A 15,525-nucleotide genomic window follows, 5' to 3' on the forward strand; every position below is an offset into this window, starting at 1 on the left:
TATTATGAGGGATAGTAGTTTTGATATTATGAAGGGGATTGCAATTTTGCTTGTTGTTTTGGGGCATTCTGTTCCAGACCAAGCAAGTGCTAGTGGCATTGCTAGTTATCCTCTATATTTGATACGAACTATAATTTATAGCTTCCATATGCCTGTATTTTTCTTTGTAGCTGGCTATTTTATGCATATACCTTTGAAAGAGGGCTTCCAGAAATTCGTAAAAGATAAAAGTATACGGTTAATGGTTCCTTATTTCACTATTGGTTTATTATATTTTCCTTTCAAATTAGCTTTATCAAAATTTGCAAATCAGCAAATTAATCCACAAGATATATGGAAAATATTAATAGGTATTAATCCGGATGGGGAACTATGGTTCTTATATTGTTTGTTCTTCATTTCAATCTTGATTGCCATATTGGTTAAGCGTGTTAATTTAGGCTTACTAATAGGATCTTTCCTTATTGGAATGCTATCTGATGTATTAAATATCTTTTCTATAGCTATGATATCGGAGATATTGTACTTCCAATTCTTCTTTATCTTGGGATTATATATAAAGAAATATGCGCTATTGGATTATATGAAATCCGCAGGAATAGCTTTTATATCTATGGTGATTTTTGGTGTAGGTAATTATGCATTACTACATGATATTAATGTGTTTAAAATACTTACTCTTGTAACAGCAGTTTCGGGCATTACTATTACATACTATATAGCTAACCAAATCTCATCTAGAATCGGATTATATAAAACACTATTAATCTTTTTAGGCACTGTCTCAATGGATGTTTATATCTTTAGTGATATTGTTAAGATTCCATTCAGAATTGTACTTTGGTCTAAATTAGGATTGTATTATGAAGCTTTTATTGTGTGCTTCCTAGCATCTACAATTCTATCTATCTTGATAGGTTATATATTAAGAAAAAATCATTATTCACGATTGCTATGTCTTGGTATGAAAAAATAAGGATATACATATGAAAAAAAAATTTGATTATTTAGTAGTTGGGGCAGGCCCATTCGGTGCTGTATTTGCCCATGAGGCGCATAAGCGTGGTAAATCTGTACTTGTTATTGATCGTCGTAATCATATAGCAGGTAATTTGTATTGTGAAAACAAAGATGATATTAACATTCACGTGTATGGTGCGCATATTTTCCATACATCCTTAAAGCATGTGTGGGATTATGTGAACCAATTTGCTGAGTTCAATCATTATGTAAATAGTCCTGTAGCGAACTATAAAGGTGAAATGTACAACTTGCCATTTAATATGAATACCTTCTCCAAAATGTGGAATATTCGAACTCCTAAAGAGGCACAGGACATCATTACTAAGCAACGATCTGCTATTACAAGTGAACCTAAGAACTTAGAAGAGCAAGCTATTAGCCTTGTAGGCACAGATATTTACGAAAAGCTCATCAAAGGGTATACGGAAAAACAATGGGGCCGTAAATGTACAGAATTGCCAGCTTTTATTATTAAACGCTTACCAGTTCGTTATACCTACGATAACAATTACTTTAATGACCGTTTCCAAGGTATTCCTATGGGCGGTTATACTAAGATGATTGAACGCATGTTAGAGGATATTGAAGTTCGTTTAGGTGTAGATTTCCTTAAACATCGCGATGAATATGAAGCCTTGTCAGATAAGATTATCTATACAGGTACTATTGATGAGTATTTTGATTACTCTGAAGGTGTATTGGAATATCGTGGTCTTCACTTTGAAACAGAACGTCTTGAAGAGGAAAACCATCAAGGTGTTGCTGTTGTGAACTATACGGAAGGGGACATTCCGTATACTCGTATTATTGAACATAAGCATTTTGAATTTGGTACACAACCTGTTACATATGTAACAAAAGAATATCCAAAAGACTGGAAAATTGGGGAAGAAGCGTATTATCCAGTAAATGATGTAAAGAATTTAGATCTTTACGCAAAATATGTTAAAAAAGCAGAAACGATTTCTAATGTTATCTTTGGTGGTCGTTTAGGGGAATATAAATATTACGATATGGATAAGGTTATTGCTAGCGCTTTGGCATTAGTAGAAAAGGAGTTAGCCTAACCAAGTTTTCATATGCTAAGTAGATAGACTTGAGAGACAACACTCATGTAGGAGAGTACTAGTGAATATTAAGATTTTAGTAGCTACACATAAGCAATATTGGATGCCAGAAGATTCCGTGTACATGCCAATCCATGTAGGTCGAGAAGGCAAGGTTGATATTGGTTATACTGGCGATCATACGGGAGATAATATCTCTTCAAAGAATGCAAATTACTGCGAATTGACAGGTCTGTATTGGGCTTGGAAAAACCTTGATGCGGACTATATCGGTCTCGTCCATTATAGACGTTACTTTACGCGCAAAGAGGTTCGTTCCGTAGAGGATAAAAAGAATCAAATCCTTACAGGAGCGGAATGGGAACAACTACTTTCAGAATATCCTGTAGTCGTAGCAGATAAGCGTAAATATTATATTGAATCTAACCGTTCTCACTATAATAATGCTCACCATAGCGATGGCCTTGATGCGGCAGAGCAAATCATCGCTGAGAAATATCCTGAATATAGCGCTGCTTTCACAAAGGTTTGTAATCGTACTTGGGCGCATATGTTCAACATGTTTGTTATGCGCCGCGACCTATTTGATCAATACTGCGAGTGGATGTTCTCCATCTTGGAAGAAATTGAACATCGCGTCGATATTTCCAATTACGATACATACGAAGCGCGTATTTATGGTTTTGTAAGCGAAATCTTGCTCGACGTATGGATTGAAGCTAATAACATCGACTATAAAGAACAAAATGTATCCTTTATGGAGCCTCAAAATTGGTTGAAAAAGGGTAGTTCCTTTGTGTTGCGTAAATTTGGTTTACAAAGTAAAGGCTAGGTACCATTGTGAATCCAGTACTATCTATCATTGTTGCAGCATATAATGCGGAAACTACAATTAAACAAGTTATAGACAGTGTATATTCACAAAATGTAGACACATCCCTATATGAGTTGATTATTATAAATGACGGTTCTCAGGATAAAACAGGGGAACTGCTTGATACATTGGCTAGCGCCTATCCTGATATGTGTCTTGTGATTCATCATATTCCAAACGGTGGCGTATGTAATGCTCGCAACTATGGCATGTTCATTGCACGCGGCGAATACGTAACATTTATGGACTCCGATGATTACTATGGTGAAAGTATCCTTTCCTCCTTTTTCGAGAAATATAACCAGCATCCACAACTAGATTTTTGGAAATACGGTGCTGTTGAACATTACATTGAGCATGGTGAAAGCCTTCGTGACAAGGTAAACGACGTGGTGGATTTTCTATCTAGTGATGCTACAGATATATTACGAATGGCTCTTGAAATGGAATATATTCCTCTCTTTGGTTATGTGTGGAACGGATTTTATAAACGATCTATCATCGAAGAGCATCATATTCAATTCTCATCGGAATATATTATGGAGGACTTTATGTTCTCCTTTGAATACTTAACCTATGCAAAGTCTATGGGGACTATTCCTCATGTGTATTATCACTATATGCTCGACTTAGATAAGACTAGTCTTTCTAAGAAATGGGAGCCAAAGTACTACGAAATGTATCGCTTGAAGGTTCAAACCATTCATCAATATATGGTTAATGTAGGTATTGATGATGCGCAGTGCTACCAATTGTTGAGTGCGTTATACGTTAAATATATGTATTCTGCACTAGAACGGATGGGCGCAGTTTCTTCGATAGCTGGTAAATATACATGGTTACAGCAGTTATGGCAAGACGATGTATATAAGGCTATGCAACCTCATATGAAGGGTGGTGCCTCTCTCATCGGCGTATTATCTGGATTGCTTAAATATAAATGGAATTTAGGTATTATCGCATGTACAGAGTGCATTTCCTTTGTGCGCCATCGCTTAAAAGGTCTATTTGCAAAGATCAAATCTAATTAGAAAGAAGCACGATTATGATAAACCGAGAATCCCGTAGATTGCGTGTATTACAAGTCGGTATGACACGTAATCTAGGTGGCATAGAAACATATTTGATAGAACAATTTAGACATCTTGATAAAAGTAAAATTGATTATGATTTTGTGAACATCACAGGGGAATACTCTATTTGTTATGAAGATGAAATCTTAGCCTCTGGCAGTAAGATTTTTAAGGTTGTTTCTAGACATAAAAACCCATTGCTCCACTATTGGCAGTGGTTTAATATATTGTTACAAAATAAAGGCGTTTATGATGTAATTGTCTTGAATACGAATAGCTTGGAATACGTGTTTCCTCTAGTATTGGGAAAAATCTTTGGCATACCTGTTCGTGTTATTCATAGCCATAATTCAGGCTTTGAAAACAAGCAAGGCTTGGCTCGTCGTCTCTTGGTGGGAATGAACAAGAAATTATTGGCTTGGAGTGCTAACTTGCGCTTTGCATGCAGTCAATTTGCAGGACAATGGATGTTTAAAGACAATCCATACCATGTTATTTATAATGCCATCGATATTCATAAATACGATGCAGATCCGATAGTTCGGGAAGAAACACGGAATGCTTTAGGATTACACACAGAATTGACCTTATTACATGTAGGTCGTTTTTCGTATCAAAAGAATCATAGTTTCTTACTCGATATATTTAAGGGAGTTCATAGGATTCAGCCCGATTCTGTGTTGTTGCTAGTAGGGGATACTACTGAAGAAAGTGAATTCTTAACGGAAGTCAAACGAAAAATCAAAGCATACGGGTTAGAGAATGTCGTTCGTTTGCTAGGCAGACGAGATGATGTTAATAAGATTATGCAGGCTGCAGATGTACTTGTGATGCCGTCCTTTTTTGAAGGCCTTACTGTTGTTGGTATTGAGGCACAAGCATCGGATTTACCACTGCTTTTATCTGATACAGTAACTAAAGAATTGGGACTTTTACCATCTACTCAATTCATTTCATTAGAAGCAGGTCCTACAGCATGGGCTGAGGCAATAGTAAATAGTAAACAACATAATAGACAGAGTCGTTATGAAGAATTAAAAGCAGCTGGCTATGATATTGGGAACGAAACAGAGCGTGTAGAGAAGTTATTGATAGATGCCTATCATGAGCTAGTGTAATAGTTGGAGAGAAGAAATGGATTTAGTATTACAACAAGCTATTGATGTACATCCAGTCATTACATTTGATGTGTATGATACATTATTGCGTCGAATTGTTTCTAAAGATAGAGATTTATGGAAATTAGTAGATCAAGAGTGGGAAAAAAGATTTGGAGCAAAATCTTTTAATTTTTATAATGAACGTAGCAAAGCAGATAAGATTGCACGAAAGGCATATGATTATTCTGAAGTTAATATTGATGAGATTTATGAACATTTATCTAATCTTATAGGTGAAGATAATGCAAAGCGTTGTAAAACTTTAGAGTTAGAGTTTGAACATACTTTGGTTACGCCGAACAAACCTATTGTTGATGCATTTTATTATGCACTTAGTAAAGGTAAAGATGTTTATATAATTTCAGATATGTATTTGCGACACGCTGATGTTGAATCTGCATTAGAGAATATAGGTGTTAAGGGTTATAAAAAATTATTTGTTTCTTGTGAATATCGTGCTACGAAACATGAATCTGGAGAACTTTATAAAATTGTTTCTCAAGATATAAATGCAGACATTACCAATATCTTACATATTGGTAATGATAAAAATGCGGATGTTAACAAAGCAAGCGCTGTTGGAGCGGATACATATTGGGTCAGAGAACAATCAAATACGCATTATATAGATGAAAAAAAATCGGATATATCTTTAGATTTTTCTTTATTAAATGGATTTATTAGTAAATATAGTAAAGAAGAGGATAATCTTGCTTATAAATTAGGTTTTGAAGTATTTGGTCCTATAATTAGTGGCTTTTTGTATTGGATTGGTCAACATAAAATCAAAGAAGAGTTAGACAAGGTTATTTTTTTGGCTCGAGATGGCTATATATTAGAGGATATCTGTAAAGAAAATCATATACTAGGTGATACAGAATATTTCTATTTATCTAGAAGGTCTATGATTGTTCCCATGATTCAATATCAAGAGAATTTAGAAGATATCTTAAACTTATATAAATCTTGGCCGACAAAAAGTTCTGCTACCATATTATTTGATAAGTTAGGTTTAGAAAATAATTTTAATTTGTTGCACCAATTTGGTATTAGTGAGTCAGAAGAATTTACAAAGCAGGAATTAATTCAAGATAATCGAATAGCAAATTTATTTGATTCTGTAAAACATATTGTATATGAAAACTCTATTAATGAATCTAATTTGCTAAAACAATATATAGAGTCTTTAGGTTCTAATATTCGTATAGGTGTTGTCGATTTAGGTTCTGGTACAATTTATAATGGTCTAGTAGAATTTACTAAATATCATAATATAGATATTGAATGGATTCCATTATACTTTCAAAATACACAATGTCCTAATCATTCTTATATGGATATTAGTAATAATCCTAATTTAAAAAGTGCATTACGTTTTGGATATCTATTTTTAGAAATTTTCTTTACTGCTCCACATGGAACAACTTTAGGCTATATTAGTCAATTAAATAAGGTACAACCAGTATTATCAAAATATGAGTATGATACTTGTCCTGATAAATATAAAAGTAGATTGTTAGATTTACATAGAGGGGCAAAGGATTTTTACAATGTATTTCCTCATCAACTAGTAGATGAGACATCTAGTTCACTTATTTTTTCTAATATAGAGACCTTTTTACTACATCCGAGTAATTTGGATATAGAATACTGGGGAGAATTTCCATTTTTTGAAAACTATTATATTTATAATTCAATGATTAAAAGTAGAAATATAGTAGAATATATAAAACATCCCAAATTATTAGTATCTGATATGAGGAGTAGTTTATGGCTATCAGGTTTTCTAAGAAAGTTAATAGGAAATAATTTAGGAATTGAGATTATATCAAAACTCTATCTACTTAAAGCTAAGTATATGCAATAGGTATATTCAATGAAAATAAATTTTAAACTAATGGAAAATATTGCATCTTTGCTTACTGTAAAAGGTCTTCAATATATTCTGAGCTTTATTACCTTCCCTTATTTAGTGCGGGTTCTTCACGTTGATGGCTTTGGTCAGCTCGCCTTTGCAACAGGCGTAGTACAGTACTTCTTGCTATTCTCAAACTTTGGTTTTGATCTGAGTGGTCCGAAAAGTATTGCTCGTCACGATAGGGGGCTGAAGCGAGGTTTCTATTTTAGCTCCATCATGGGGGCTAAGCTCTTTATTCTCGCCGTTATAACCGCTGTGTTTGGGATATTGATGTTTATCCTGTCTAACTGGTTCAATTATAATGCACTCCTTTATGGGGCGGTGTATTTAAATGTTATTGGCACGGCTCTGTTTCCAATTTGGTTCTTCCAAGGAATACAGAAGATGCGCTACATCACCTTTGTTAGTATCTTAGGTCGTATCGTATCGGTAGCGGGGATCTTTATCTTTGTAAATACCTTAGATGATATCGTGTGGGCTGCCTTTTTTCAATCCATTACTAATGTGATTGCGGCGGTTTTATCGTGGATCATCATCTACAAGGAATATCCAGATATTCTGATGCGTATTAAATGGTGTCATATTAAGGATGCCATTAAGGATAGCGTTCCTTACTTTGGTTCCATGGTGGCTATTAATCTCTATACTAGCTCTACCATCGTATTCCTTGGTTTAGTAACCTCCGATTACGTAGTAGGTATCTATACGGCAGCAAATCGTATTATCGATGCTTTCAGAGGAGGATTAAGTCCTGTAGTAGACGCGTTATATCCATTTGTTAATAAAATTGCTAAGGAATCTAAGGAGGGTGCTCAATCGGTATTGCGTAAAGCAACGATTATCTTGTGTTCTGGTATGTCCTTGTTCTGTATCGGCATTTTCTTAACTGCTAAATGGTTAGTCTATTACATCTTGGGGCCAAGTTATGAAGATTCCGTATCAGTGTTACAAATTTTGGCATTTTTACCACTTGTGGTCATTACGAGCAATATTTATGGCCTCTTCGGCATGATATCCTTTGGTTATCAAAAGGAATTTGTTACGATTTTAGTTCATTCCGCAATTCTAGATTTATGTATTGTGTTCCCGTTGCTCTATTACATGGGGGCCGATGGCGCAGCATTGACCATGCTTTTAACAGAAATCTATGTACTCTACAGATGTATTAAATTCGTAAATGCTAGTGATTTTAGATTTTTATAATTAAATAAAGAAGTGAAAGCATATGAATACATATATTTTAAACGACCTTAAACGAAAATGGTGGCAAATAGCCCTCGTAGGTATCCTTTGTGCTATCGTTATCATCGTGTCTCGTACGGTACTAGTAAAACCAACCATGGTGCATGGTCCCATCAATGCATCTGTTATCTTTACAGTAGATAATAAGACTCCAAATACCATGGTGAAAGAGGATCTTCATCTAAGGGGATTATTGCAATCTCAAGGCTTTATCATGGGCTTTGTAAAACAGTCATCTCATGTTTTAGATTGGTCTAAGTTGAACGCCAATTGGAATACGATGTCTGCAGTGAACCAATTTAAATGGTATCAACAACATATTTTTGTAAATACGGATGATCCTAAAATTTATGAATTGTATATTATGTTTAACCCTAATGATGTACAAGATCCAGATTATACAAAAGCTCATTTAGATATGTTATTTGATCAATATATTAACTATACTAATAGCAAGGTACAAGCTATTAATTCTAACTATTCTATCCGAATCGTTGATAAACAAATTATAGAAGGAGATGCACAGTTCCAAAATGAAGGTTTCTTACCTGTGAAGTATGGTATTATAGGCTTTGTTTTAGGTGGTATGGTTATGACCTTGTTTGTTTCTGTAACAGCTGTAAGGAAGTATCGTCATGGTAGATAGCCAATTTTGGTTCACAGCGCTGTCCCTATCATCAGTTTTGTTGTTGTTAGTGACGCTATATGCTCTAGATTTTGATTTACTATCGCCAGTTATCGCAACACAGTCGTCCTTAACGATTGCCAGTATTTTGTGCAGCGTTATGGTGAAGCACTGGCAATTGCCCATGCATGGCAGTACCGTGTTAATCCTCATCATTGCTCAAATCGTTATGACAATAGGCGCACTCTATGTAGCCTATTGCCTAAATGATAGGCTTATGGTGAAAGCAAGCGTATCTATGCAGAATATAAGTGATGTGTGCATTCCGGTGTATCGCCAAGGGATTTTATGGATATTGTTAGGTGTTATTGTAGGCTTAGCAGGTCATGAGATGTATACCTTAGCGGAGAAGGTGGGAAATAAGAATGGTATACTAGGCATTGCTACTTCTCTTAGACCTTATTTTATGAATGAGAGTTCTGATATTAAGCTATCTCGGTGGATGGCATATTATCAAATTCTATTACAACAAATAACATATGTATCAATATTTGCCTTTATCCAGCGTACGATTTTTAAAGCGTGGCAGTGGTCCAATCTATGTTATTTGGTACCATTATTATTTTTCTTCCCCTTCGTTTATCTAACGACTGGGAGAATTTTAATTATCACGCTTGTTATATTTATTTTTACTATTGTCGGTCATGCTATATATCGCAAGTATGAAGGCTTTGAATATGTGAAGAAACTATTAACAACAGCGGGGCTATCCTTTGTAGCTTTCTTCCTACTCTTCGTCGTAATTGGTACATTATTTGGAAAGGGTATCAGTTCAAATAAATCGGCCTTTGAAATTTTGGCGCATTATGCAGGAATTTCATTATCCGCATTTGATGTGATTTTACAGTATCAATTGGCTGACTCTACTTTGATTGGGCAAACTATATTTGTAGGCCCTTATGGTAATTTGAATACGTTAGGTTTCGCATTGCCGGAACCAAGTATTTTCTTATTCTTTACTTATTTTTACAATATTGATACGAATGTATACACATCGTTAATGCGATATTACCAGGACTTTTCTTTAGTAGGTATGTATCTCTTCGCATTGCTTATCATTATGGTGTATACGATTTTGTACTATGTTTGTAGACAGCGCAATAGTATTCAAATGATATTGGCATATGCAACCTTTGTGTATCCTTTATATTTATTCTATGTAGATGATCGTATTTTTATGGATTTCTTTGGTACACAAATCATATATATTATTGTGTTACAGTTTATCCTAATTAAATTACTATATAAATATAAAAGCTAAAATATCTCTATTGATAAGTGCTCAAGATATTAAATATAGTGCAATAGTAAAGAAATAGACAAAGGCTAATGCTCAAATATGATTATTTAGAGCATTAGTCTTTCATGTATTAATAAAGGAAATAAATAATTTTATTATGGTTATTCTATTTTATATAAAATGAAGGATTGATGAAAATTTAATAACTTCAATATAGATATTTTATATTTTTCGGATATACTAATCATATTGGAATTGTTAAATACAATAAATTGCAGATTGGGATTAGTGAATATAAGGGTAATATATTGAGGGAGAAAATATGAGCACTTGTTTTATGCTGATGAATAATCCAATGGATTTAATCATGAATTTAGTGGTAGACACTACTGTTACAAGCAATCAAACAGTAGTGGAAGGTGCTATTAAAAAGTATAAAGTTGATTTTGATGCAGCATCTAAACAAGCTATTTTTACTTTTAAAATGTATGATAGTTCTAAATTCTATAAATTACGCATCGTTGCAGATGCTGAAAAGAATTTAGAAGACCTTACTACGACAGAGCATTTTTTCAAAATTGTAAATACTTTAGGTCTTACTATTAATATGGCTAAGTCTAAAAAGAAATCATTAGCCATTAAGGTAGACATGGAAAGATCATATGTATATCTTGAAGACTTAAGTTCTAATAATGGGGCTACATATAAATTCCATGGTTGGTTGGAACATTAAAAATTTGATATTCATATTATTTAACTCACTATATAGAGCTTTAAATGTTGTTCTATATGGTGAGTTTTATTTTATGATGAATTGCAATAAGTAATGCGACAAAACTAACTGGATGATAATTATTGTATAATACCCAGAATTTATTTCTAGCTTAATGATTATTAATATTTACATGCTATACTGACGATGTTTAGTATGAAAGTATGAATTCCATGGTGTGTAAAAGGGAATTGATAGGGAGTAATCTTCACTTTCAAAGGCCAAAATAACATTACTCGTTACGAAATGGCGCAAATGATTGCAAAAGCTATGGCGAACCAGGATCGTGCCAATGCAGAGCAACAGGCTATGATTAATCGCTTGGCTGATGAATTCTCTAATGAACTGAATAATTTGGGTGTTCGTGTGGCTCGTTTAGAAGACCGCGTGGGTAATGTAAAGGTAACTGGCGATGTACGTCTTCGTTATCTTGGCTCCCAAGAAAAAGATGGTAAATTCGTAAACGATGGTACGAATATGCGTGGCCTAGATTATAGTAAAGGTTCCCAATTCGATGTGCGCGCTCGTTTACAATTCAATGCAAAGGTTAATGATCGCACTGACGTTGTAGTCCGTACTACAACAGGTAATATGGAACTAGGTGATTCTTTTCAAACATCCTCTTCTGGTTCATCCCTTCGCAATAGACCAACAAATATTCATTTCGACCGTGCTTATGTAAATCATAAATTTGGTGAACGCGTATCTGTGAAAGCAGGTCGTTTCAATCAAATGATCGGCAATGGCTTGATTTATGACGATGGCTTTGACGGTGTTCAATTCAACGCAGGCAATCATAAGCTTAATTTCCAAGCAGCATATGGTTATGGTATTGAGGGTGGTTTCTATACACGTGTAAATAAACGCGTAAATGGCGAAGCTAAAAATATGTACGGTTTCAGTTCTGACTTGAATTTTGATAAAGTTTGGGTTGGCGGCGAATGGGTGAAAGCAGCTGGCGTATCTAATGGTACAGCTTGGTCTGCTGGCCTTGGCTATGGTAATTATAAAATCTCCAAACGTGGTACATGGGATGTAAAAGTGCAATACTTTAACTTTGGTGATAACATTGCCCTTCAATCCTCCCGTTGGGAAGTACCATATGATGCGACAAACCGTTATTATGACCCTAACTTCCATGGTGGTCCAGCTTATGTTACTAGCTACCGTGGTTACAGAGGTTGGTTGGCAACAGCTCACTATGCGTTGCAAGACAATGTAGGCGTAACAGGCTACTATGGCTTCAATAATAAAACAAATAAGAGCATCGGTGACAACGATAAACTTCCTAACTACTACCGTGTAGACCTTAACTACCAATTCTAATACATAAGTAAGTAGAATCATAATAAAGGGGCTGTAACAAAACAGCCCCTTAAGCTAAACAAGCTATTAGTTGATTTTATATGATCAACTAATAGCTTGTTTTCTTTATTTCTAAGAAAAAAGGGGGTTATAGGACAAAAAGTGTTGCTCTTAATGCCGATGGAACTAGTTAAATACTAGCTCCATTGGCATTTTATCTTTTTGAGTAACTTTTACATATAGGACAAAAAGTGTTGCTAAAAAGTCTGAACCCCCTTGATTTTACTGACTCAAATAAGGTTTTATCTTTCTAAAGAGATATATTTTTTAGAAGGAGTATAATTATGAAACTAGTCAGATGCCCTAATTGTGGTTTCGTCTGTAAGAGAAATGGTAAAACAAATGCGGGTTCTCAACGTTGGTATTGTAATCAATGTTCTTGCTCATTCACAAATAAAGTGAATAAAACTAACAATAATTTACAGATATTTTTGGATTGGTTATTTGGTAAACATACACAGTTAGATATGGCTGGCGATGGACGTTCATTTCGTAGAAAAACATCACAGTTTTGGGAGCTTTGGCCATTACCACCAAAAGTTGAATCATCAAGTAGCGTAGTATTTGTTGATGGTATTTATTTAGCTAGAAATGCTTGCATTTTAATCTGTTGTAATGAGACGCATGTCTTAGGATGGTATGTTTGTAGATATGAACATTCTAAGGCGTGGGAGGTTTTATTACGACGTATTTCACCACCTACAGTAGTTGTATCCGATGGTGGTACCGGCTTTCAAAAGGCATTAAAAAAGTTTGGCTAAAAGCCAAACTACAAAGATGCTTATTTTACGCATTTCAACAAGTAAAACGCTATACAACAATACGTCCTAAAACGATTGCTGGCTGTGAATTATATGGAATTGCAAGGGATTTATTAACGATACACACGCAAGATCATGCCGTGAAGTGGGTGCAAAATGTTATGTCATGGAAAGTACGACATAGAGTATTTTTATCAGAAATGACAGTTGATGAAAATGGTACGATACGACCTAAACACGAACGACTTATCAAAGCAGAAAATTCCTTAGTTAAATTAATTAATAACAGATGTTTGTTTACTTACTTAGATACATCGTTGAGATGTACCTGTCCAGCTACTAATAATCGTATAGAAGGTGGCATAAATGCTCAGTTACGCGCTATGTTACGTAATCATAGAGGAATGTCTATTGAAAGACGAATAAAAGCGGTATTCTGGTGGTGCTATATGCACTCACCGAATCCGCTTTCTAATGCAGAAATACTTAAGGTTATGCCGACCAACAAGAGTATTTCCGATATATATCATACCATACATGAACAATCTAGGTTAGAAGCCTCTATTCCAACTTGGGGTGATGCTATTGTTTGGAGTGATTTGCATAATTATGATTGTCTATTTACCAATCTTTGGGGACTGAAATAGCAACACTTTTTGTCCTATAACTCCCATTTTCAGATGAGATATTAATAGGTCGAGGTATTACCTCTAGAATTAATATATTCCCTCGTGCTATATTACATATGAGTAGTATTTTTACGTTCATATGTATAAGGAGATACTCTATGTTTAACTTTTATAGTGAGTTATTATTACGTTTACAGAAACAATTTGTATCCGAACATGAATCTGATTTCAAATCTATTGAGGATTTGTTAGAAGCATTTATGACTCAATATAATCGTGGTGATTTTAATAATACGATAGAAATGAAATTACGTGATTTATATGAGGCTGCAGAAGAGGCTGATACGAATGAGAAATCAAGGAAGTTATACAATGAAATCCTTGCATTATGTCCAGATGAAGTAGATGCTAAACGAGAACTCATAGCCCTTGAGTTACATCCAAGCTTTCAAATTTATCAGTTGAAACAGCTAGTAGAATCGTTGAAAAAACCAAAGAAAATAGATTGGAATATAATAGAGACGCGTCCTTATATGCGTTGCCTCATCGACATGGGGATGATATATTTAGAATATAATATGTATAATGATGCGATTGCCTGCTTTACGCCAGTTTTTCACGGAGACAAGCAAGATCATTCGGGATTTCTTGTGTATATGATGGTTGCTTGTTGTGGCGCTGCCAACTGGGATCGCGGCCGCAAGGTATATCAGCGATATCTTGCATGTTGCGATGATATACAAAATGCATTTAATCAGGCTCCGGATATCATGTTGCCTATGCATATGCTGTATATTCTATTGGCTTTGCAGTGTGGTGAAAGCAAGATAGCCCATGATGTATTAGCAGATCTTGTTGATGAATATGAAGATATTGATTGGTTATTACAAGATGCAACGCGCTGGAACGATTTTGTAGAAGATCATTTAGAGGCTATTATGTATATGGTAGACCAAGTGAGCAACATAGATTCTGACCCACGAGAATTAATAAGCTTATATACTGCTATCTCATTTTTACCAACTCAATTAGTGGATTTTGAAAGTCCATTATGGCAGACTCTATATGATGCGTATGAACGTGTTACCGGTCGAACTGTTATAAATCGGTACTCTAATGATAGTTATATGGGAAAACGCGAGTCCGCTCATATGAGCCCCGTAGAGGTTGCTAAAGGTGGGGCTTTGCGTGGAAATCCGGTATATGACAATATACGGTTCGGTGCACAAATTACACTTTCACAAGCCGGCCTATACACAGTAGATGATTTTAAAACAATTACTAAACAAGAAGTATTGATGCTACCGGGCATTGGTAAAAAAACAGTGGAACAACTAGAGCATAATGGTGTTATATTTAAAGCCTAAGATGTGACTTGAATTTAATAGCGATCCTAGGATAACGAAGGGCTATTTGTCTTATCATGTAGACCTTACATATCAATTCTAATTTACAAACTAAAAGGACAGTTGATGAGAATCAACTGTCTTTTTATATGCCCAGATTCTGTTAGTTTGCCTAGATTCTTTTCGTATACTTATATTCTTTTGGGCATGAATATATATATATGCGTAAATTATGTCACAACATTCTCATATATATCTTGTATTTTATGAGGTATGTATCTGCTATATATTATATTCAGTTCTAATATAGTTATTGAAATTATCATAAATGGAGTTATAGATGAAGATGCATATAACTTCTCTATTATAT

The 15,525-nt window shown here is 34.7% G+C and carries 11 protein-coding genes and 2 pseudogenes; all 13 read left to right on the top strand.

The window, feature by feature from the left end; all coding sequences use genetic code 11:
• Window positions 1-28: 28 nt before the first annotated feature.
• Window positions 29-976, top strand: coding sequence for an acyltransferase family protein (locus VCHSUH03_RS09365; protein ID WP_241567177.1), 948 nt, complete (start codon window positions 29-31; stop codon window positions 974-976).
• Between the two features lie 10 nt (window positions 977-986).
• Window positions 987-2,090, top strand: coding sequence for a UDP-galactopyranose mutase (glf, locus tag VCHSUH03_RS09370; protein ID WP_105094828.1), 1,104 nt, complete (start codon window positions 987-989; stop codon window positions 2,088-2,090).
• A 61-nt stretch (window positions 2,091-2,151) separates the two neighbouring features.
• Entirely contained in the window at window positions 2,152-2,922 is a 771-nt protein-coding gene (locus VCHSUH03_RS09375) for a DUF4422 domain-containing protein (RefSeq protein ID WP_105094829.1), read from the top strand.
• 8 nt (window positions 2,923-2,930) lie between these two features.
• Window positions 2,931-3,995: a glycosyltransferase family 2 protein gene (locus VCHSUH03_RS09380; protein WP_157939975.1), complete on the top strand. Its 1,065-nt coding sequence runs from the start codon at window positions 2,931-2,933 to the stop codon at window positions 3,993-3,995.
• Between the two features lie 14 nt (window positions 3,996-4,009).
• Window positions 4,010-5,155: a glycosyltransferase gene (locus VCHSUH03_RS09385; RefSeq protein ID WP_105094831.1), complete on the top strand. Its 1,146-nt coding sequence runs from the start codon at window positions 4,010-4,012 to the stop codon at window positions 5,153-5,155.
• 16 nt (window positions 5,156-5,171) lie between these two features.
• Window positions 5,172-7,064, top strand: a complete 1,893-nt coding sequence (locus VCHSUH03_RS09390; RefSeq protein ID WP_105094832.1) for a hypothetical protein — start codon at window positions 5,172-5,174, stop codon at window positions 7,062-7,064.
• A gap of 9 nt (window positions 7,065-7,073) precedes the next feature.
• Window positions 7,074-8,318: a flippase gene (locus VCHSUH03_RS09395; RefSeq protein WP_105094833.1), complete on the top strand. Its 1,245-nt coding sequence runs from the start codon at window positions 7,074-7,076 to the stop codon at window positions 8,316-8,318.
• 22 nt (window positions 8,319-8,340) lie between these two features.
• Window positions 8,341-9,003: a hypothetical protein gene (locus VCHSUH03_RS09400; RefSeq protein ID WP_105094834.1), complete on the top strand. Its 663-nt coding sequence runs from the start codon at window positions 8,341-8,343 to the stop codon at window positions 9,001-9,003.
• Window positions 8,993-10,303, top strand: a complete 1,311-nt coding sequence (locus VCHSUH03_RS09405) for an O-antigen polymerase (protein WP_105094835.1) — start codon at window positions 8,993-8,995, stop codon at window positions 10,301-10,303. Before VCHSUH03_RS09400 ends, VCHSUH03_RS09405 begins: the two co-directional genes overlap by 11 nt.
• A 301-nt stretch (window positions 10,304-10,604) precedes the next feature.
• Window positions 10,605-11,015: a hypothetical protein gene (locus tag VCHSUH03_RS09410; protein ID WP_105094836.1), complete on the top strand. Its 411-nt coding sequence runs from the start codon at window positions 10,605-10,607 to the stop codon at window positions 11,013-11,015.
• A gap of 249 nt (window positions 11,016-11,264) precedes the next feature.
• Window positions 11,265-12,380, top strand: a pseudogene (locus tag VCHSUH03_RS09415) (putative porin); the annotation flags it as partial.
• Window positions 12,381-12,703: 323 nt separating this feature from the next.
• Window positions 12,704-13,827: pseudogene (locus tag VCHSUH03_RS09420) on the top strand (IS1249 family transposase).
• A gap of 140 nt (window positions 13,828-13,967) precedes the next feature.
• Window positions 13,968-15,176 carry a hypothetical protein gene (locus VCHSUH03_RS09425; protein WP_009352092.1) on the top strand — a complete coding sequence of 403 codons (1,209 nt, stop codon included), beginning with the start codon at window positions 13,968-13,970 and terminating at the stop codon, window positions 15,174-15,176.
• Window positions 15,177-15,525 lie beyond the last annotated feature (349 nt).

The sequence above is a fragment of the Veillonella infantium genome, assembly GCF_002959895.1.
GTDB classification, from domain to species: domain Bacteria; phylum Bacillota; class Negativicutes; order Veillonellales; family Veillonellaceae; genus Veillonella; species Veillonella infantium.